The 18,327-nt window shown below is 73.7% G+C and carries 21 protein-coding genes; 11 read left to right on the forward strand and 10 right to left on the reverse strand.

The window, feature by feature from the left end; all coding sequences use genetic code 11:
- Positions 1–19 precede the first annotated feature (19 nt).
- Complete coding sequence (locus E1193_RS20375; protein WP_132184788.1) at positions 20–1,240, reverse strand: PucR family transcriptional regulator; 1,221 nt, start codon at positions 1,238–1,240, stop codon at positions 20–22.
- A gap of 83 nt (positions 1,241–1,323) precedes the next feature.
- On the opposite strand from E1193_RS20375, the gene E1193_RS20380 reads away from it, so the two are divergent.
- Positions 1,324–2,415 carry a ferredoxin reductase gene (locus tag E1193_RS20380; RefSeq protein WP_132184789.1) on the forward strand — a complete coding sequence of 364 codons (1,092 nt, stop codon included), beginning with the start codon at positions 1,324–1,326 and terminating at the stop codon, positions 2,413–2,415.
- A gap of 13 nt (positions 2,416–2,428) precedes the next feature.
- Positions 2,429–3,571: an acyl-CoA desaturase gene (locus tag E1193_RS20385; RefSeq protein WP_132184790.1), complete on the forward strand. Its 1,143-nt coding sequence runs from the start codon at positions 2,429–2,431 to the stop codon at positions 3,569–3,571.
- Between the two features lie 104 nt (positions 3,572–3,675).
- Here E1193_RS20385 and E1193_RS20390 read toward each other — a convergent pair whose 3' ends face one another.
- Positions 3,676–4,254 carry a dienelactone hydrolase family protein gene (locus E1193_RS20390; RefSeq protein WP_132184791.1) on the reverse strand — a complete coding sequence of 193 codons (579 nt, stop codon included), beginning with the start codon at positions 4,252–4,254 and terminating at the stop codon, positions 3,676–3,678.
- 319 nt (positions 4,255–4,573) lie between these two features.
- Here E1193_RS20390 and E1193_RS20395 point away from each other — a divergent pair, with 319 nt between their 5' ends.
- A complete protein-coding gene (locus tag E1193_RS20395) occupies positions 4,574–5,476 on the forward strand; it encodes a hypothetical protein (RefSeq protein WP_132184792.1) in 903 nt (300 codons plus the stop codon).
- Positions 5,477–5,558: 82 nt separating this feature from the next.
- On the opposite strand, the gene E1193_RS20400 is transcribed toward E1193_RS20395, so the two are convergent.
- Complete coding sequence (locus E1193_RS20400; RefSeq protein ID WP_132184793.1) at positions 5,559–5,738, reverse strand: hypothetical protein; 180 nt, start codon at positions 5,736–5,738, stop codon at positions 5,559–5,561.
- Between the two features lie 286 nt (positions 5,739–6,024).
- Positions 6,025–6,738 (reverse strand): spermidine synthase, encoded by a 714-nt coding sequence (locus E1193_RS20405; RefSeq protein WP_132184794.1) that lies wholly within the window; start codon positions 6,736–6,738, stop codon positions 6,025–6,027.
- Between the two features lie 211 nt (positions 6,739–6,949).
- Between E1193_RS20405 and eccB the strand changes: the two genes are divergently transcribed.
- Positions 6,950–8,323, forward strand: coding sequence for a type VII secretion protein EccB (gene eccB, locus E1193_RS20410; RefSeq protein WP_132184795.1), 1,374 nt, complete (start codon positions 6,950–6,952; stop codon positions 8,321–8,323).
- 13 nt (positions 8,324–8,336) lie between these two features.
- Here eccB and E1193_RS20415 read toward each other — a convergent pair whose 3' ends face one another.
- On the reverse strand, positions 8,337–8,942 hold the full coding sequence (locus E1193_RS20415; RefSeq protein ID WP_132184796.1) for a class I SAM-dependent methyltransferase: 606 nt from the start codon (positions 8,940–8,942) through the stop codon (positions 8,337–8,339).
- A 27-nt stretch (positions 8,943–8,969) separates the two neighbouring features.
- Complete coding sequence (locus E1193_RS20420; protein ID WP_132184797.1) at positions 8,970–9,584, reverse strand: methyltransferase domain-containing protein; 615 nt, start codon at positions 9,582–9,584, stop codon at positions 8,970–8,972.
- Between the two features lie 263 nt (positions 9,585–9,847).
- Between E1193_RS20420 and E1193_RS20425 the strand changes: the two genes are divergently transcribed.
- The gene (locus E1193_RS20425; RefSeq protein WP_132184798.1) at positions 9,848–10,258 is read left to right on the forward strand and encodes a DUF2267 domain-containing protein; all 411 of its coding nucleotides are present in this window, start codon (positions 9,848–9,850) and stop codon (positions 10,256–10,258) included.
- A 21-nt stretch (positions 10,259–10,279) separates the two neighbouring features.
- On the opposite strand, the gene E1193_RS20430 is transcribed toward E1193_RS20425, so the two are convergent.
- Positions 10,280–11,518 carry a hypothetical protein gene (locus E1193_RS20430; RefSeq protein ID WP_132184799.1) on the reverse strand — a complete coding sequence of 413 codons (1,239 nt, stop codon included), beginning with the start codon at positions 11,516–11,518 and terminating at the stop codon, positions 10,280–10,282.
- Positions 11,519–11,575: 57 nt separating this feature from the next.
- Between E1193_RS20430 and E1193_RS20435 the strand changes: the two genes are divergently transcribed.
- Complete coding sequence (locus E1193_RS20435) at positions 11,576–12,070, forward strand: type II toxin-antitoxin system PemK/MazF family toxin (protein ID WP_132184800.1); 495 nt, start codon at positions 11,576–11,578, stop codon at positions 12,068–12,070.
- Positions 12,071–12,101: 31 nt separating this feature from the next.
- On the opposite strand, the gene E1193_RS20440 is transcribed toward E1193_RS20435, so the two are convergent.
- Complete coding sequence (locus tag E1193_RS20440) at positions 12,102–12,752, reverse strand: GGDEF domain-containing protein (protein ID WP_132184801.1); 651 nt, start codon at positions 12,750–12,752, stop codon at positions 12,102–12,104.
- A 269-nt stretch (positions 12,753–13,021) separates the two neighbouring features.
- Here E1193_RS20440 and E1193_RS20445 point away from each other — a divergent pair, with 269 nt between their 5' ends.
- The 3 genes from E1193_RS20445 (at position 13,022) to E1193_RS20455 (ending at position 15,239) form a co-directional block, all read left to right on the forward strand.
- On the forward strand, positions 13,022–13,261 hold the full coding sequence (locus E1193_RS20445) for a DUF397 domain-containing protein (protein ID WP_132184802.1): 240 nt from the start codon (positions 13,022–13,024) through the stop codon (positions 13,259–13,261).
- 188 nt (positions 13,262–13,449) lie between these two features.
- Positions 13,450–14,280 (forward strand): helix-turn-helix transcriptional regulator, encoded by an 831-nt coding sequence (locus E1193_RS20450; protein WP_132184803.1) that lies wholly within the window; start codon positions 13,450–13,452, stop codon positions 14,278–14,280.
- Between the two features lie 101 nt (positions 14,281–14,381).
- On the forward strand, positions 14,382–15,239 hold the full coding sequence (locus tag E1193_RS20455; protein WP_207922778.1) for an SAM-dependent methyltransferase: 858 nt from the start codon (positions 14,382–14,384) through the stop codon (positions 15,237–15,239).
- Positions 15,240–15,290: 51 nt separating this feature from the next.
- Here the strand turns inward: E1193_RS20455 and E1193_RS20460 are convergent, their stop codons facing one another.
- On the reverse strand, positions 15,291–15,932 hold the full coding sequence (locus tag E1193_RS20460; protein ID WP_132184805.1) for a phosphotransferase: 642 nt from the start codon (positions 15,930–15,932) through the stop codon (positions 15,291–15,293).
- Between the two features lie 109 nt (positions 15,933–16,041).
- Positions 16,042–16,743: a carbon-nitrogen hydrolase family protein gene (locus E1193_RS20465; protein ID WP_132184806.1), complete on the reverse strand. Its 702-nt coding sequence runs from the start codon at positions 16,741–16,743 to the stop codon at positions 16,042–16,044.
- A gap of 69 nt (positions 16,744–16,812) precedes the next feature.
- Between E1193_RS20465 and E1193_RS20470 the strand changes: the two genes are divergently transcribed.
- A complete protein-coding gene (locus tag E1193_RS20470; RefSeq protein ID WP_132184807.1) occupies positions 16,813–17,598 on the forward strand; it encodes a DedA family protein in 786 nt (261 codons plus the stop codon).
- 126 nt (positions 17,599–17,724) lie between these two features.
- The coding region (locus tag E1193_RS20475; protein ID WP_207922779.1) for an SRPBCC domain-containing protein at positions 17,725–18,327 on the forward strand (603 nt) is incomplete at its 3' end.

The raw sequence follows: 18,327 nt of genomic DNA on the forward strand, positions 1-18,327 counted from the left end.
GGGCGCGCGCGTGCGGGCGTCACGGAGGCGGGGGGAAGGCCAGCGCCAGGGTCAGGTCCAGCACGGTCGCCGGGTCGTTGAGGCGGTCGCCGTACAGCTCGCGGATGCGGCCCATTCGGTAACGGACGGTCTGCGGGTGCACGAAGAGGTCGGCCGCCACGTCGTCGCGTCGTCCCTGGTGCAGCAACCAGGAGCGCAGCGTCTCGGCGAGCCGCTGGGCGGTCGCCGGGGCCAGCTCGGACAGCGGGCGCAGCACCTGCTCGCGTAGGTCGGCCAGGGCCGCCGGGTCGGTGCCGAGCACCAGCCGGGCCAGGTGCGCCTCGGTGTCCAGCGGGCTGCCGTCCTCCGGCCGGTCCAGGCTGAGCGCCAGCGTGCGCAGCACCCGCTGGTACGACTCGGCGACCCGAATCCACGGCCGGGCCGGGCCCAGTGCGGCCCGGTGCCCGTGCAGCACGGTGACCAGCCGGCGGCGCCGCGCGCCGTGCATGTCCGGGACGAGCAGCACGGCCGGCTCCTCAGCCAGCTCCACCCCGGGCAGCTCCTCGCCGCTCTCCAGCGTGTGTGGGTTGAGCAGGGCGAGCACCGCCCGCAGGTTGCTGCGGGGCAGCACCGCGACGGTGAGCGTGTTCGGGGGCGGCCACTCGACCCGTTCGGCGCTGCGGCGCAGCACCTCCTCCGGCTCGCCGGCGAGCAGTTGCTGGGCGAGACGTTCCAGGTAGCGGCGGCGCATCCGGCCGGCGCTGGCCAGCTCGTCGGCGTGCCCGGCCACGCTGGCGGCCGACAGCTCGTCGATGTAGGCGAACAACAGCTCGGCGAACTCGGCGACGGTCTCGGCGGACAGCCCGCTGCGCACCGTGGTGGTGGAGACCTCCCGCCAGGCCACCCGGGCACCCACCCGATACGCGGCCAGCAGCGCGTCCATGCTTCGCCCCGAGCGGGCCTCGCCGCTGCCCAGCGCGTACGCGGCCTCCAGCGCCCGGTTCAGCGGGGTGCTCGGGTCGGACTCCTCGGCCCGCTCGACGAGCTGGAGAAACGTGCCGAGGGCGACACGTACCGCGTTCTCGATCTTGTCGCGCATCTGCCCCGTGAGCGTGCCGGAGTAGTCGGGCACCTCGGCGGTGATCGCGGTGACGGTACGCTCGGCGACCACGGGCAGCCGGTCGCGCAACTGGTCGGCCATCTGCTCGTCCAGCTCCAGGTGGGCCGCCCGGTCGGAGGTGGCCCCGGAGTTTTCGGTCATGTTGTTCACCTCGAACAAGAACCCGTGCCCGATTCACCTTCGCTGGTCAAGATTTTATCCGAACGGGCGGCGACCCTGGAGACATGACCACCACCGTCCCGCGTTTCCCGGTGCGGAACTCCGTTCGCGGCCGGCTCCTCCGGCTCGCCGAGGCGGTCACCACCCCGCTGTTGCCGGCGGACTACCTCGACCTGATCGCGCCGCTGCGCGCGGGGGCGACGCTGCGTGGCCGGGTCCTCGCCGTCGACCCGGAGACCCGCGACGCCGCCACCCTGACCATCCAGCCCGGCCGGGACTGGCGGGGGCACACCCCCGGCCAGTACGTCCGCCTCGGCGTGGACGTCGACGGGGTCCGGCAGTGGCGGGCGTACTCGCTCACCTCCGCGCCGGGTCGCCGTGACGGCCGGATCCGCGTGACCGTGAAGGCCATCCCCGACGGCAAGGTCAGCAATTACCTGGTCCGGCGGCTGCGGCCCGGCACGATCGTCCAGCTCGACCAGGCGCAGGGCGACTTCGTGCTGCCCGACCCCGCCCCCGCCCGGGTGCTCTTCCTGACCGCCGGCAGTGGCATCACCCCGGTGATGGGGATGCTGCGCGCCGGCGCGCACAACCGCTCGGACGTGGTCGTGGTGCACTCCGCGCCCACCGCCGACGACGTGGTCTTCGGCGCCGAGCTGCGGGGCCTCGCCGACCAGGGCGGAATCCGGCTGCTGGAGCGGCACACCGACACCGACGGGATGCTCGACGTCGACGAACTGGTTGGGCTGGTCCCCGACCACCTGGAGCGCCAGACCTGGGCCTGCGGGCCGGTGGGCATGCTCGACGCGGTCGAGCGGCACTGGGACTCCGCCGGCGTCGCGCAGCGGCTGCACACCGAGCGGTTCCGACCGACCGTCATCGCCCCGGGCGAGGGCGGCGCCGTCACCTTCACCCGCACCGGCCTCACCGTGACCGCCGACGGCGCCACCCCCATCCTGGATGCGGGGGAGGCCGCCGGGGCGCTCATGCCATCGGGCTGCCGGATGGGCATCTGCTACGGCTGTGTGGTCCCGCTGCGCCAGGGCGCGGTGCGCGACCTGCGCAACGGCGAACTCACCACCGCCGTCCCCGGTGACGGAGTCCTCATCCAGACCTGCGTGTCGGCGGCGGCCGGTACCTGCGACATCGAACTGTGAACCGGAGGCCGACATGACCGTCATCCAGAAGAAGTCGGACAACCCGATCGCGCACCTCAGCACCGAGGACATCGAGATCCTCGGCAAGGAGCTGGACGCCATCCGGGACCGGGTGCTCGCCGACCGCGGCGAGGCGGACGCACGGTACATCCGCAAGGTCATCAAGACACAGCGGACGCTGGAGCTGAGCAGCCGGGCCGTGCTGCTCTTCTCGCTCTTCCCGCCGGCCTGGGTGGTCGGCACCCTCGGCCTGTCGATCGCCAAGATCCTGGAGAACATGGAGATCGGCCACAACATCCTGCACGGCCAGTACGACTTCATGCGTGATCCGAAGATCCACTCCACCACCTGGGAGTGGGACCACGTCTCCCCGGCCGACCAGTGGAAGCACTCGCACAACGAGCTGCACCACCGGTTCACCAACGTGCTCGGCAAGGACAACGACCTCGGCTACGGCATCATGCGCGTCGACGAGGACCAGAAGTGGCACCCGATGCACCTGGGGCAGCCGCTGTGGAACTTCATCAACGCCTGCTTCTTCGAGTACGGCATCGCCGCCTACGACCTGGAGCTGGGCCGCAACCTGCAGAAGGGGCGGCACAAGGATCCGGCGTTCCGGGCCCGGGTCCGCGCCGTCGGTCGCAAGATCCGCCGGCAGGTCCTCAAGGACTACGTGATCCACCCGCTGCTGTCCGGCCCGTCCTTCCTCACCACCCTGGCCGCCACCTTCACCGCGAACCTGATCCGCAACCTGTGGAGCCATTCGGTGATCATGTGCGGGCACTTCCCGCAGGGTGTGGAGACCTTCGAGAAGACCTCCATCGAGGGCGAGACCCGCGGTGAGTGGTACCTGCGGCAGATGCTCGGCTCGGCCAACATCAGCGGCAGCCGGCTGATGCACATCATGACCGGCAACCTGTCGTTCCAGATCGAGCACCACCTCTTCCCCGACCTGCCCAGCAAGCGTTACCAGGAGATCGCCCCGCAGGTGCGGGCGCTGTTCGACCGGTACGGGTTGAGGTACACCACCGGGCCGCTGCCCAAGCAGGTCGCCTCAGCCTGGTGGAAGGTCATCCGTCTCTCGCTGCCCAACCGGCGCTCGACACAGCCGGCCGACGGGATCCCCACCCGCACCCTGGCACCGACCGGGGCCTGAACCGCTGACGGCGGCGCCGCCCCCGTGCCACGGTGGGCGGCGCCGCCGCGTCGCGACCCGGCAGCGAACCCGATCACCGGCTCGGCGTGGGGTGGGCCGTCCGGTCAGCCGATGGCCGCCAAGAAGCCCCGGACCCGCTCGATGAGCAGCGCGGCCGCCGCCGGTTCGTACGACGGCAGGCTGTCGTCGGCGAAGAGGTGCCGGTCTCCGGGGTAGAGGAACAGCTCGCCCCGGCGTGCCTCGTCGACCAGCGCGCGGGCGGCGGCCAGGTCGCCCTCGTCGACGAAGACCTCGTCGGCGTCCATCCCGTGGACCTGCACCGGCACACTCGCCGGCCACCCGTCGCCGAACTCGGCGCTCGGGAGGCACGACTCGAGGAACAACGCGCCCACCGCGCCGGGTCGGGTCTGGGCCAGCGCCTGCGCCGGCAGGACGCCGAGGGAGAACCCGGCGTACACCAGCCTCTCGGGCAGCGCCTCGGCGGCGTGCCGGCCCCGTTCGACGAGGGTGCCGAAGCCGACCTCCTGGGCGTGGGCGACGCCGGCGGTGAGCTCGTCGAAGACCCGCCCCTCGTACAGGTCCGGCAGGTGGACGCCGTGCCCGGCAGCCTCCAGGTGCGCGGCCAGGCGGCGGACGCCGGGAGTGAGCCCGAGCGCGTGGTGGAACAACAGAACCTCGGCCATCAGGGGCTCCCTTCGGCGCGGGACGGTCCCACGCCGTGGGGATGGTGCCCGCCGGGTGTGACATCGCCGTTGGGCCGGTCGTCGCCGCGCCCGGCCTGTTCGCCGTCGGCGGGCGGGCGGCAGCGGCGGAAGACAGCAAGACGGATGGAAAATGATATGCCGGTCAATCCGGATAGGACAGGCTTCCGTCGGCTACTGCTCGTAGTCAGATTTCAGATATTGCCTGGTCGCTCGGTTACCTATCGTGAGCACACCGTAGTGGCACCCCGGATGGTCGGCCGACAGGCGCAGACGCGGGGTAGTGGAACAGGAGCTACACATGTCAGGTCACACCGGAACCCGGCGCATCGCCGCGCCCGCCGTCGCCCTCGTGCTCGGTGCCACCGTCACGGGCGTGGTGGTCGTCCCCAGCCCGGCCTCGGCCGCCGTACCCGGCCTGGTGCGGATCTCCGCGATCAGCGCGAGCAACTCCAACGACTTCCGGAGCGTCACCGCCACCTGCCCGGCGGGAAAGGTGCTCACCGGCACCGGCTACGAGATCAACGGTGCCGCCGGCGAGGTGGTGGTGGATGACTTCCGGCCCAACGGCAGCACGGTCACCGCGCCGACGGCGGTGACGGTGGGGGCGTACGAGGCGGACCCGTTCGCCGGCAACTGGAGCGTCACCGCGTACGCGGTCTGCGCCAATCCGCTGCCCGGCCTGGTCCGGATCTCGGCGGTCGGCTCCAACGACTCGAACGACTTTCACAGCACCACCGCGGCATGCCCGGTGGGCAAGGTGATGACCGGTGCCGGGTTCGAGATGAACGGGGTCACCGGTGAGGCGGTGGTGGATGACTTCCGGCCCAACGGCAGCACGGTCACCGCGCCGACGGCGGTGACGGTGGGGGCGTACGAGGCGGACCCGTTCGCCGGCAACTGGAGTCTCAATGCGTACGCGATCTGCGCCAACCCGATCCCGGGGCTGGTCAGGTTCACGGCGACCAGCGCCAGCAACTCGACCGACTCGCGCTTCGTCACCGCGAACTGTGGCAGCGGACAGGTGATGACCGGCGCCGGGTTCGAGGTGAACGGCGCCACCGGCGAGGTGGTGGTGGACGACCTCCGGCCCAACGGCGGCGCCGCCACGGCCCCGACCGCGGTCACCTCCGGCGGGTACGAGGAGGACGCCTTCGCCGGCAACTGGGACCTGAGGTCGTACGCCATCTGCGCGACCCGCTAGCTCGCCGGCACGGTGGAACCAGGTGGGCCGTCCCGGGTCATCGGGGCGGCTCATTCCCCTGAGCGGAGCGCGTGGGGCCGGGTCAGCGGCGGCTGGCGGAGTGCCGGTGCACTGCCCGCCGCCCCTGGACGAACGCCAGCACGATCACCGCGATCAGCGCGATCGCTCCGATGATCATCAGCCAGCGGACCGCCTCCAGGAGCAGTCCCAACAGGATGATCGCGCCGGCGACGACGCCGACGACCCAGAGCATGGCCCGCATGTGCACCTCCCGTGATCGCGTGACCCGCGTGCCTTCCCACTCCGCCGGCTGACATGCCGCCGAAGTGCCATGTCGGCGCTTTCCCATCCTGACCAGGGCCGGCCCGCACCCCGACGCCGCCCGTCCGGCCCCGTGCGGTGGCGGCCGCCACCGCACGGCGCCGGGGCGTCACCTCACAGGCGAGGTGGCGCGGCCGGCAGCAGCCGGACCACCGCACCGGGGTCACCCGGTCGAGCGTGGTAAGCCCCGAGGCCCACATGTTGGGCGCCCGGGGCGCCGGGACGGGTCAGCGCCGGGCGACGTACACGGTGTTGGCCGACTCGCCGCCGGTGAGCGGGTTGGCGAACGGCACGACGTGGGCCTGCCAGGCGGGAAACACCTCGGTCAGCGCCGCGCCGAATCCGGCGTCCGGAGGGTCGTCCGACCAGAGCGCGAACACCCCCTCCGGGTGCAGCAGGTCGGCCAGCCGGCGCAGCCCGTCCGGGGTGTAGAACGGGGCGTGGCCGGGGTGCAGGACGTGCCGGGGGGAGTGGTCGACGTCCAGCAGCACCGCGTGGAAGCGGCGGCCGGGCTGGTCGGGGTCGAGACCGGCGCCGCCGGCCACCGCGGCGAAGAAGTCGGCCCGCACGAACCGGGTACGCGGGTCGGGGGCCAACCCCGCGGCGAACGGGAGCAGTTGCCGCCGGTGCCAGTCGATCACGTCCTCGATCGCCTCGACCACCACCAGCGAACGTACCCGGGCATCCTCCAGCGCGGTGCGGGCGGTGTAGCCGAGGCCGAGCCCGCCGACCACCACGTCCAGGGCGTCGCCCAGCAGCGGCGCCAGGCCCAGCCGGGCCAGCTCGATCTCCGCCACCGGGAAGAGGCTGGACATCAGGAACTCGTCGTCGAGCTTGACCTCGTACACATCGACGCCGACCGCCGGGTCGCGGCGCCGGCGCAGGCTGATCGCGCCGATCGGGGTCTCCCGCCAGGCCAGTTCCTCGAAACGCGCGCCCAACCCGGCCTCCCTGCCGTTGCCGTCGTGCCGGCATGCTACCCGTGATCCGCGGGATGTCCTCCCGCGCCGCGCACCTGCGCCCAGCCAGGTGACCAGCGCCCCTGTCCCGCGACGGAGAGAGAGACCACGGACGGTGCCGGCGCACGCGGGGCCTCCGGGGCATCGACGCAACGCTTATCCTGTGCCCCGACGACTCGCCGGAAGGGACGCCATGCCGTCGCGGCAGGACCAGCTCCACTCGTACCAGTTCACCGTCCAGCGAGCGGTCGCCGCGCTGGTCATGCGGGAGACCGACCCGGCGCAGTCCCCGTTCCGCCGGTTGGCCGGTGCGGGCGTGGCCAGCGTGCTGGTGGCCGCCATCGCGTTGGGCGGGTTCGCGCTCTACGGACTGTACGCCGGCGGCGGCAACAGGTGGCGCGACCCCGGCGCGGTGATCGTGGAAAAGGAGTCCGGCGCCCGGTTCGTCTACCGCGACGGCAGGCTGCACCCCGTGCTCAACTACGCCTCGGCACTGTTGATCATTGGCGCGGACCGGTCCCCGACGGTGCTGGTCTCACGCCGTTCCATCGAGGGGGTGCCGCGCGGCCTACCGCTGGGCATCGCCGACGCGCCCGACTCGCTGCCCGCGCCGGCGCGGCTCTCGACGGCCCCGTGGACGGTCTGCTCGGCCGCGCCGGCCGCCGCGGGCCAGCCAGAGCCCCGTTCGGCGGTGCTGATCGGCCGGGACGCGGCCGGCGGACGGTCCATCGGCCAGGACGGGGTGCTGGTCCGGCACCCCGACGGCGACCTGCACCTGATCTGGGGCAAACGGCGCCACCTGCTGCGCGACACCAGCCGGGTGTTGGCGGCGCTGGCCGCCACCCGGGAACGGGCGGTGCCGGTGGCGCCCGCCCTGCTCAACACGCTGCCCGCCGGCGTCGACCTGGCCCCGCCGACCCTGCCCGAGCTGGGGCGGCGGTCCGCGGCGGTGCCCGGCGCGGTGGTCGGCGACGTCTACCTGGTTCGCAACTCCGGCGGTGGCCGTCAGTACGCGGTCGTCCAGCCCGCCGGCCTGGCCGGCATCACCGAACTGCAGGCGGCCCTGCTGATGGCCCGCACCGGCCAGGGGGAGCCGGAGTCGGTCACCCTCGGCCGGTTCGCTGCCCTGCCCAAGGTGCCGGATCTGGTCCCCGCCGGCCCGACCGCGCCTCCCACAGTTCCGCCCCGTCTGACGGGGGTCGACGGCGGGCTCTGTGTCCGCGTCGGCGACGGGGGCGACGTCGACGACGTGCGGGTGGGCGTGGGCCTGCCCGACCTGACCGGGCTGGCCCACACCGGCGCCGGGTTGCTGGCCGACCACGTGCTGGTCGAGCCCGGCCGGGGCGCCGTCGTGGAGTCTGTCGCCGCGCCGGGCGCCACCGGCGGCGCGGTCTCCGTCGTCACCGACCTGGGCCGGCGGTACGTGCTCGCCGACGCCGAGGTGCTGCGGATGCTCGGCTACCGCGACGTGCGGCCGGTGCGGCTCCCCGCCGGCCTGGTCGGTCTGGTGCCGGCGGGCAGCCCGCTCGACCCCGCCGCGGCCCGGGCGGTCGCCGCCCCCACCTGAGCTGCCGTCCGGCTCAACGGGTGGGCTTGCGCAGCAGGCTGACGGCGAAGTCCGCGTCGTCACGCCACGGGCGCAGATCCCAGGTGGCGAACCGGTGCTCGGGCCGCAGCCCGACGGCGACGACGTCGGCGTCGAAGTCCTCGATCCGGTAGCCCCGGTCGGTGCCGAAGCCGACCAGCACCACCCCGTCGGGCCGCAGATGCGCGGCGACCCGGGACAACACGGTCCGCTCGGTGCCGGCAGCGACGAAGGTCATCACGTTGCCGGCCACCACGGCCGCGTCGAACGGCTCCGGTTCGTCGGCCGCCGCGAGATCCAGCTCGGCGAGGTCGGCGACCAGCCAGCGGGGTCCGGGATGGTCGGCCCGGGCGGCGTCGACCAGCGCCGGGTCGGCGTCCACCCCGACGACCTGGTGGCCCCGGGCGGCGAGCGCCGCGCCGACCCGTCCGGTGCCGCAGCCCGCGTCCAGGATCCGCGAGCCCGGCGCCACGGTGGCGTCCACCAGGCGGGCCTCACCCGCGAGGTCCGCGCCCTCGGCGGCGAGCTTGCGGAAACGGTCGACGTACCACTGCGAGTGCCCGGGCCCGGTCTCGGTCGCCCAGCGGGTCGGATTGGCCATGCGGCCACCGTAGCCGTGACCCGACGGTCACGGTCGCCGGGCCACGGTGACGAACTCGTTGTACGTGAAGAGCTTGCCGAAAGTCCGGGGGAGCGGGAAGGAGTACTGCCGAGCAACGGCCAGACCGAGGTCACGGGCTGCCTCCGCGGCCTCGGTGAACCCGACGAACCGAACGTGCGTGGCGTCGCTGGCGTACCCCCGTTCCTGTGGGGTGATGAAGACGACGCTGCCGCCGGAGCGGACGAACGGCAGGTAGGAGGAGACCACCTCCAGCGCCTGATGGGCGGGCAGGTGCTCGAGCAGATGCGCGGCGAGCAGCGAGTCGAAGGCGTTCGGCCTGGCGTGCGTGGAGCCGAAGAACTCCTCCACCGTGTACGCCTCGTGCCCGGCGGCCCGGGCGTGGGCGATCGACGTCGAGTTGTGGTCCACCCCGACCGCGTCGCCGCCGAGGTTGGCCAGATTGCGACCGAGCCCGCAGCCCACATCGAGGGTGCGGCCGAGATGAAGTCGGCGCAGGTTCCACCGGTACGGCGCCTGTACGTCGAGCAGCTGCTTCCAGCGGGCCCCACCGAGGCGTTGCAGCCGTCGGGTGTAGTCCTCGCCCTGGGTGCTCGCCGCAGCGTCCTGACGGGTGCGATCCATCCCGGCCCCTTTGCCTGTAGTGGATTTGGACGTGGGTGGTGCATGCGCACCCCCCGGCGGACGCGTGCCGCGTGCCGCCCTCCCCGTGCCCACCGAGGCGGGCCCGCGAACGATGCTACGGAGGAGGCGGGGCTCCCGTCAGCCCGTACCACCCGGCGTTTCGAGGCGTGGCGGGTCCGGTACGCGGCGTGGTCGGCCGAGAGACTCCACCCCTGTACGGCGCGGCTGCGGTTTGCCGCCGGTACGGCCGGGTAACCGCCGGCGTGCGCTTTCCCCTCTTCGTGGACGCGGTGGCCCGCCGGGCGCAGCTGCGCCCCGACCAGGCCGCCGCGATCTCGCGGGCGGTGCTGCGGACGGTGGCCGAGCGGGTCCAGGCCGGCGAGGCCGACGACCTGGCCGCGCAGCTCCCCGACGAGCTGAGCGCCTACCTCGGCGGGCCGGCGGGCCCGGCCGGGGTCGAGCAGGCCGGCACGTTCGGACCGGTGGAGTTTCTGCACCGGGTGGCCGATCGCGCCGGGGTGGAGGCGGCCACCGCACAGGTCGGCGTCCGGGCGGTCTTCGCCACGCTCCGGGAGGCGGTGACGGTCGGTGAGTTCGAGGACCTGATGGCCCAGTTGCCGGACAGCCTGACCCGGGGAGCCGACCCCGCGCCGCCGGGGACTCACGACGGGTGACCATCGTGGCCGGCCGTCGCCTCAGGCCTCCGGCGGGTCCGCCAGGTCGGTCGCCGCCGGCTCCTCCGGGTCGGCCACCCAGGCGGAGAAGACCGGCACGCCGTGCCACGGCCCCGTCCCGCCCCGCCGGTCGACGGCCACCGCCACCACCGCGTACGGGTGGCCGAAGCGCAGCTCGGCGATCCGTGCCACCCCGGGCGGGGGCATGCTCATCAGCGCGAACGCCCCGGTGACCGCGGCCGCCTCGAAGCCGTAGCGGCCGTAACGGGCCATCGCCGCCTGCCGCACCTCGACGCCCAGCTCCGCCATGCCGAGCAGCCCGCCCAATCCCCGGGCCACCGCCGGGAAGCCGAGCGTCGCGGCGGCCAGGTCGTGCTCGTCCGAGGCCGACCAGCAGGGCAGCACCGCGCTGTGGCGTTCCTCCCGGCCGCCGGGGGCGAACGTGTGCACCGGCTCCTCCCGCAGCGACCAGGCCGGCCCGTCGCCGAGCGGCAGGTCGAACAGGCTCCGGCGTTCGGTCGGCGCGGCGTCGTCGACCGCGGCGGCGCTCATCTCGTACGCGGCGGCGAGCACGGCGGCCGGGCCGACCGTCGGGTCCGCGGCCACCGAGACCACCACCAGCCCGGCGTCGTCACTCGTCACGGCCGACGCGGCGTGCACCGCGACGTCCCCCGCCGGGCCGGTCGGCGCGATCCACGCCCGGTGCCCGTGCTTCGGTGCACGCAGCACCTGTCCGAGCCGTCCCGCCCAGGGGCTGGTGGCGCCGAGCGCCGTGCCGGGGACGAGGTCGAACGGATCGGCCCAGGAGATCCGGGTCGCCAGGGCGCTGGCCAGGGCCAGCAGCACCCGCGGCGAGACAGTCAGCGGGAACCGGTCGATCAGGCCGAGGGTGTTCTCCCGCGCCCAGGCGTCCAACCCGGCCTGGTCCGGCAGTGGCCCGGTCTCCGTACGCCGGGGCAGCGTGGCGCGCCAGTTGGCCAGCGGCGCCGGGTCGAACCCGGCGCGGTGCCATACCGCGGTGGCCGACGGCACGAGCGGGTGCGGGGCGTCCACCAGCGTGGCGGCCAGGTCGGCGGCCGTGGCCGCGTCCACGCCGAGGGCGTCTTCCAGTTCGGCGCGGACTCCGCCGGTGGCGGCCGGGGCTGCCAGCGCGAGCAGCAGCCAGGCACCGAGCGGGGAGGCCACGTGGTGCCGGTCGCCGATGCCGGCGTGCAGCCGGGCGGCGTAGCGGGCCAACGGGACGTGCAGGGTCGTCGTCATGCCCTCCACTGTGCCCACCTTCGGCGTCGCGGTCACCGGCGGGCTAGGCTGCCCGCCGTGGCAGGTCTGTTGAGGAACGTGGCCGTCCGGCTGGGCCGGGTGACCGGGAGGGTGGCCGCACCCGGCCCTGCCCCGGGCCCGATCCCGGCCCAGGTGGCCCGCCGCCGCCAGGTCAGCGCGTTGCAGCGTCGGGAACTGGCGTACGCCCCGGAGCTGGACGGGCAGGCCGATCCCGGTGAGATCGTCTGGACCTGGGTGCCCTACGAGGACGACCCCCGGCAGGGTAAGGACCGACCGGTGCTGGTGGTGGGCCGGCACAGCCGGACCCTGTTCGGCCTGATGCTGTCCAGCCAGGGGGAGCGCGACGGCCAGCGACACTGGCTGGCGCTCGGCCCCGGGGAGTGGGACCGGGACAGCCGTCCCAGCTGGGTACGCCTCGATCGGGTACTCACCATGCGCGAGGACAGCATCCGCCGCGAGGGCGCGGTGCTGGACCGGGTCCGCTTCGACCGGGTCGGGCAGGCGTTGCGCGCCGGCTACGGCTGGCGCTGACCCGGTCGCCGGACGCACCGCGCCGGGGGGGTCAGCACTCGGCCAGCCGCGGGGTCTCCGTGAGTTGTCGGGGGGCCCGGCGAGCGGCGACGCCCTTCGCCCGGTACATGGCGGCGTCGGCGGCGCTGAGCGCCTCGGCCAGCTGGGTGGGCCCGGTGACCGGGGCCAGCCCGACCGAGGCGGTGACCCGCAGGTTCCGCCCGGCCAGCGGGATCGGCGCGGCCATCGCCTCGCAGAGCCGCCGGGTGGCGTGGTCGATCCAGCGTCGGTCGACCGTGGGCGTGGCGAGCAGCCCGGCGAACTCGTCCCCGCCGAGGCGGGCGACGAGGTTGTCCCCGGCGAACGCGGTCAGTCGCTGGGCGACGCAGACCAGCACCTGGTCACCCGCGGCGTGGCCGTACCGGTCGTTGATCTGTTTGAAGTCGTCGAGGTCGATCACGACGGCGATCAGCGGCTGCCCGCCCGCGTCGGTGAGCAGGGCCGCCGCGATGCGGTAGAAGGCCCGGCGGTTGGGCAGCCCGGTCAGCGGGTCGTGGCTGGCGGCGTGGCGTTCCGCGGCCAGTTCGGCCTGCAGGTGCGCGATCTCGGCCTCCGCCCGCAGGGCGCGGCGGCGCAGCTGCCACAGGGACGCCAGCGCGCCCGCCGCGGAGATGCCGGAAGCGACACTCAACGGATCCGGCACGAGACCTCCCTCGCGGCGTCGGCACACAGCCGGGACGGCGTCGGCCGGAACGCCGTGCCGGGCCCTCGTTTCTCCAGGTGGCTTCCCGAGTGGGGTAACCGTCAGTGAGCGGATGGGTACCGCGCACATGTGCGTTATCATGCTCGCTGTCCGGTGCAGATGCAATAGCAGATGCACGTGCAGCAGAGCCCTTCCGGTGCCGTGCCTCTCTCGCCGCGCCACTGTTCACCCGCGACACCGGGGCCCCTCACCGCACAGAAAGACCCCCCATGCAGCAGCCTGAAAACGGCGTTTCGGTCACCCAGCTCCCGCCGTTGCGGTGGCAGAAGAGCCGGCGGAGCAACCCCAGCGGCAATTGCGTCGAGCTGGCTGAACTCCCCGGCGGGGCCGGAATCGCCGTCCGCAACTCACGCCACCCGGAAGGGCCGGCGTTGATCTACACCGTGGACGAGATCGCGGCCTTCGTCCTCGGTGCCCGCGACGGGGACTTCGACCACCTGATCGGCTGACCCGGTCCCGATCCCGCGCGGCGTCTGAATTGTCCGCCGGACCGGTGCACCTCACCTTCGGTCCATGGCATGCTTACACGTCGGCCGGGTCGGCGCGGTCGGTCGACGCAGGCTGCGCGCGCGGAGGGCGGCACGTGACGATGGCTATCGCGGAGGGTGGTCCGACGACCGGACCCACCGTGCTCCGCATGTTGCTCGGGGCCCAGCTGCGGCGGCTGCGTGAGGCCAGCGGGGTGACCCGGGAGGGTGCCGGCTGGGAGATTCGCGCCTCCGAATCCAAGATCAGCCGAATGGAGCTGGGGCGGGTCGGCTTCAAGGAGCGCGACGTCGCCGACCTGCTCACCCTCTACGGGGTCACCGCCCCCGAGGAACGGGAGGCGATGCTCAAGCTCGCCCGGGAGGCCAACAGTCCCGGCTGGTGGCACCGCTACGGCGACGTGCTGCCCAGCTGGTTCCAGTCGTACCTGGGCCTGGAGGCGGCGGCCTCGCTGATCCGCACCTACGAGGTGCAGTTCGTCCCCGGGCTGCTGCAGACCGCGCAGTACGCGCGCGCCGTCGTCCTGCTCGGCCACCGGCACGCCCCGACCGAGGAGGTCGACCGCCGGGTCGAGCTGCGGCTGCGCCGCCAGGAGTTGCTGCGCCGCGACCAACCCCCGCAGCTGTGGGCGGTGGTGGACGAGGCGGCCCTGCGCCGGCCGATCGGCGGGCCCGAGGTGATGCGCGGGCAGGTGGAAGCCCTGATCGAGGCGACCCGGGCGCCACACGTACGGCTCCAGGTCGTCCCGTTCACCGCCGGTGGGCACGCCGCAGCGGGAGGCGCCTTCACGATCCTGCGTTTCGGCGACGACGACCTGCCCGACATCGTCTACATCGAGCAGCTCACCAGCTCCATCTATCTCGACAAGCGGGAAGACCTCGACTACTACGCGGTGGCGATGGAACGGCTCTGCGTGGAGGCCGCGCCGCCGGAGCGTACGCCGGAGATCCTGGCCCGGCTGCGCGACGAGCTGTACCCGTAGTCGCGCCCGGCGGGGGCGCCGGCACCCCGCCGGCACCTCTACGATGGTCCGCGACCGGCGACAGTGGACGACAGTCATCACGGGCGATGGCGGCACCGGTCATGGAGGCAGCTGTGATCACCGACGCCCCTGGTGCCACCGGGCCTGACCGCCCGAGCGACCGGATCGACACGTCCGTGGCGCATCCCGCCCGGCGCTACAACTACTGGCTGGGCGGCAAGGACAACTTCCAGGCCGACCGGGATTCCGGCGACGCCATGGCCGAGCGTTTCCCGACCATCCGGATCAGCGCCCTGGAGAACCGTCGTTTCCTCCAGCGCGCGGTGGGTCACCTCGCCCGCGAGGCCGGGATCCGGCAGTTCCTCGACATCGGCACCGGCATCCCCACCGCCGACAACACCCACGAGGTCGCCCAGTCGATCGCCGCCGAGTCCCGGGTGGTGTACGTCGACAACGACCCGATCGTGCTGGCCCACGCCCGGGCGCTGCTGTCCAGTTCGCCCGAGGGCGCCACCGCCTACATCGACGCCGACCTGCGGGATCCGGAGCGGATCCTCGGCCACCCCGACCTGCTGCGCACGATCGACCTGTCCCGGCCGGTCGCGCTGATGCTGGTGGCGGTCCTGCACTTCGTCCCCGACGGCGACGACCCGTACGCCGTGGTGCGTCGCCTGCTCGACGCGCTGCCGTCCGGCAGTTACCTCGCCGCCTCGCACGCCACCCACGACCATCTGCCCGCGCACATCGGCGAGGAGGCGAAGGCGGTGGCCCGGAGCGGTGGCCCGCACGGCGTCATCAACCTGCGCAGCCGGGCGGAGTTCACCGGGTTCTTCGACGGCCTGGAGCTGGTCGAGCCCGGCCTCACGTCGGTCGCGCAGTGGCGGGCCGAGGCCGAGCCGCAGCCGCGCCCCTCGGCGATGGAGGTCAGCATGTACGGCGCGGTGGCCCGCAAGCCCTGATCAGCGGCCCGTGCCGGCCGCCCACCCGGGGACGGGGCCCAGACGTCCCGGTCATTGTCGCCCCGTCTCCGTCAGCAGGGCAACCGCCCGGGCCAGCCGTCGCGGCCCGTGCGGCCCCGTCCTGGCGCGTAGGGCGACCGCCTCGTCCAGCAGGCCAATCGTCCCGACCTCGGCGAGGAAATGCGTCAGCAGTTCCCGCGCCAGCGCGGCGAGCGGCGCGTCCGCGTCGGTGGCGACCTCCGCGAGGATCAGCGCGGTGGTGGTGGTGTCCAGCTCGGGCGGGCCCTCGGCGCTGTTGCGCCAGTCGATGACGACCGGGGCGTCGTCGGTGAGCAGGATGTTCTCCGGGTGCAGGTCAAGGTGCAGCACCCGGTCGGCCGGGTCGCCGGAGAGCCGGGCCGGCAGGGCGTGCAGCCGCCGGTGCAGGTCGGCCAGGACGTTGGCCCCGGTGCGTACGTCGACCTCACCGGCGCGCAGGGCCTCGGCCAGGGTGGGGCCGGACAGCCGGGTCAGTTCCAGTTCGGACCCCTCGGCCCGCCACACCTCGGGCACCGGGTACCCGAGGCGGTGCAGGTGCCGCATGACCTCCGCCTCGGGCCGGACGTCCCCGCCGGCGCGGTAGCGGCGCAGCACCCGGTGCTCGTCGAGGGCGTAGACGTCGGCCTCCCGTCCGGAGGCGAGCGGCACCGTCACCGGTCCACCGTATGCCTCCGCCCGGCCGTCGCGCTGCCCCGCCCACCCGGTCGGCGCCGAACCGGAATCGGCGGGCCAGCAGAAGGATGGCGCGGACGACCTCGCCGGGTCAGCGGAGGATGGCGCGGACGACCTCGCCGGGCTCCGTTCCGGCGCGTGCCACCGGCGTGCCGTCCGGCCGCCACACGCCCGAGCCGCCGGCCGTGCGCGGGTAGTGGCTGCCCGAGTTCCCGGCGAAGCTCGCCGTGGCCACCCACACCCGGTGCGTGGCGGCGACGAGCCGGGCCCGTTCCTCTGGCACGGCCGCGTCGTCGGGTGCCTGCAGCACCCCGGCCAGGTAACAGTCGACGCCGAGGGCGACGGTGCGGGCGGCGTGCGCGGGCACGCCGGTGTCCCTGCAGACGGCCAGGCCCAGCCGCCAGCCGTCCACGTCGAGCACCGCCGGCTCGTCGCCGGCCGCGAACCGCGCGGCCTCCGTCTCGGTGGTGAACATCTTGCGGTACACCACCCGCGCGCCGGTCGCGTCAACGGCGAGCATCCCGATGTACGCCCGCCCCGCGTCGCCGACCGGCGCGCCGACCAGAGCGAGGGCGCCCGTCGCGGCACACGCCTCGGCCAGCTGCGCCAGCCGCGGCTCGTCCGTCGCGAGGACCGGGGCGTCCAGTTCGTACCCGGTGAGGGAGAGTTCCGGGAAGACCACCACCCGGGCGCCGGCGGCGCGGACCAGCGCCGCGTGGGCCGCCGCGTTCGCCTCGACGTCGTACGGGACGCAGGGCGGCTGGGCGACGGCGAGAGCGAGCGGCGGACGCACGGGTGGGTTCCTCCGGTCAGGTGGGGCGCGGCCGTGGTGGACAGGCGCGACGCCTCGTAGTTTTGTATCATGATCCCCACCTCTGCGGCGCTCAGCCCGGCCACGGTCCTGTCCGCTTCCGCACCGCCCTCCGACGGGCCGGTGGGCTGGGTCACCGACCTCGTGGAACGGCTCGGTGGGCCCGGCGCGGGGCTGGCCGTGGCGCTGGAGAACCTCTTCCCGCCGATCCCGAGCGAGGTGATCCTGCCGCTCGCCGGCTTCGCCGCCGCCCAGGGCAGGATAAGCCTGGTCGGGGCGATCCTCTGGACCACGCTCGGCTCGGTGGTCGGCGCCTGGGCGCTGTACGGCATCGGCGCGGTTCTGGGTCGGGACCGGATGCGGGCCGTCGCGGCCCGGCTGCCGCTGGTGAAGCTCAGCGACGTCGACCGGACCGAGGCGTGGTTCCTCCGGCACGGCGTGAAGGCGGTGTTCTTCGGGCGGATGATCCCGATCTTCCGCAGCCTCATCTCCGTTCCGGCGGGGGTGGAGCGGATGCGGATCGGGACCTTCCTGCTGTACACCACGCTGGGCAGCCTGATCTGGAACACCACCTTCGTGATGGCCGGGTACCTGCTCGGCGACAACTGGCACCGGGTCGAGTCGTACGCCGGCTCCTTCCAGCGGCTGGTCATCCTCGCCTGCGTGGCCGCCGCCGGCTGGTTCGTGGTCTCCCGGGTACGCCGTGCCCGGCAGGCCCGCTCCGCGTCCGGGTCCGTCGAGGCGGACGAGGTGGCGCGGGGGGTGGTCCCGGTGGAGATGAACCCGCCGGGCCGGGGGACGGTCTACCGGGCGTCCTCGTGGTCCCGCGAAGACTGACCGGCCGCCTCCACGGAAACGACCGGTACGCGCGTCGGACGACCATCCATTATGTGTCCACTGTGGTCGTCGGCGATGGTCGATCCCCTCGCCGGGGACGCTCACCGCCAGCCGTACAGTTTCGCCATGACCGAGATCAGCGCGCAGGTCGACCTGGCCCATCCGGCCGAGCGGGTCTGGCGTGCGCTGACTCAGCGGGAGCTGCTCGTCCGCTGGTTCACCGAGGTCGGTACGGACACCGGCATGCGGGACCGGCTGTTGCTGCACACCACCGGTCTGCCGGGCTTCGACGTCGCCGTCGACGTGGAGGTGGTGGAGCACCGTGTGCCGGAGTCGCTCGTGCTGCGCTGCGACGAGGCCGGTCGGCTCAGCCGGCTGTCCTGCACCCTGACCGGCACCGTCGACGGCTGCCGGCTGTCGGTCACCGAAACCCTGGAGCACGGCCGGTGGTCCACGGAGCAGCGGGCCAACCGGGAGCGCTACTACCAGCACGCGGTGTCGGGGCGGCTGCCCGCCATCCTCGACTGGGTGGCCTTCCGGGAGGTCGACCTGCGCCGCGCCGAGGGTCCGCCCACCGCCGAGCTGCCGGTGACGACGCTGGTGGGTGACCCGGTGGGGGGTCGCCGGCGCGGGGTGGTGTGGATCGCCGCTCTGGCCGGGCTCGTGCTCGTCACCGGGGCGGCGGTGTGGGCGGTGCTGCCGGCGCAGTCGCGGCCTGTCGCCGGTCCC

Source organism: Micromonospora sp. KC606 (assembly GCF_004348675.1).
GTDB lineage: Bacteria > Actinomycetota > Actinomycetes > Mycobacteriales > Micromonosporaceae > Micromonospora.

Bases quoted from the DNA above. Each gene is read 5' to 3' on its own strand.
- E1193_RS20445 (WP_132184802.1), top strand. From the start codon at position 13,022: ATGCAGCAGCCTGAAAACGGCGTTTCGGTCACCCAGCTCCCGCCGTTG.
- E1193_RS20385 (WP_132184790.1), top strand. From the start codon at position 2,429: ATGACCGTCATCCAGAAGAAGTCGGACAACCCGATCGCGCACCTCAGC.
- E1193_RS20470 (WP_132184807.1), top strand. From the start codon at position 16,813: ATGATCCCCACCTCTGCGGCGCTCAGCCCGGCCACGGTCCTGTCCGCT.
- E1193_RS20420 (WP_132184797.1), bottom strand. From the start codon at position 9,584: ATGGATCGCACCCGTCAGGACGCTGCGGCGAGCACCCAGGGCGAGGAC.
- E1193_RS20400 (WP_132184793.1), bottom strand. From the start codon at position 5,738: ATGCGGGCCATGCTCTGGGTCGTCGGCGTCGTCGCCGGCGCGATCATC.
- eccB (WP_132184795.1), top strand. From the start codon at position 6,950: ATGCCGTCGCGGCAGGACCAGCTCCACTCGTACCAGTTCACCGTCCAG.
- E1193_RS20430 (WP_132184799.1), bottom strand. From the start codon at position 11,518: ATGACGACGACCCTGCACGTCCCGTTGGCCCGCTACGCCGCCCGGCTG.
- E1193_RS20375 (WP_132184788.1), bottom strand. From the start codon at position 1,240: ATGACCGAAAACTCCGGGGCCACCTCCGACCGGGCGGCCCACCTGGAG.
- E1193_RS20390 (WP_132184791.1), bottom strand. From the start codon at position 4,254: ATGGCCGAGGTTCTGTTGTTCCACCACGCGCTCGGGCTCACTCCCGGC.
- E1193_RS20415 (WP_132184796.1), bottom strand. From the start codon at position 8,942: ATGGCCAATCCGACCCGCTGGGCGACCGAGACCGGGCCCGGGCACTCG.
- E1193_RS20395 (WP_132184792.1), top strand. From the start codon at position 4,574: ATGTCAGGTCACACCGGAACCCGGCGCATCGCCGCGCCCGCCGTCGCC.
- E1193_RS20380 (WP_132184789.1), top strand. From the start codon at position 1,324: ATGACCACCACCGTCCCGCGTTTCCCGGTGCGGAACTCCGTTCGCGGC.
- E1193_RS20450 (WP_132184803.1), top strand. From the start codon at position 13,450: ATGTTGCTCGGGGCCCAGCTGCGGCGGCTGCGTGAGGCCAGCGGGGTG.
- E1193_RS20455 (WP_207922778.1), top strand. From the start codon at position 14,382: ATGGAGGCAGCTGTGATCACCGACGCCCCTGGTGCCACCGGGCCTGAC.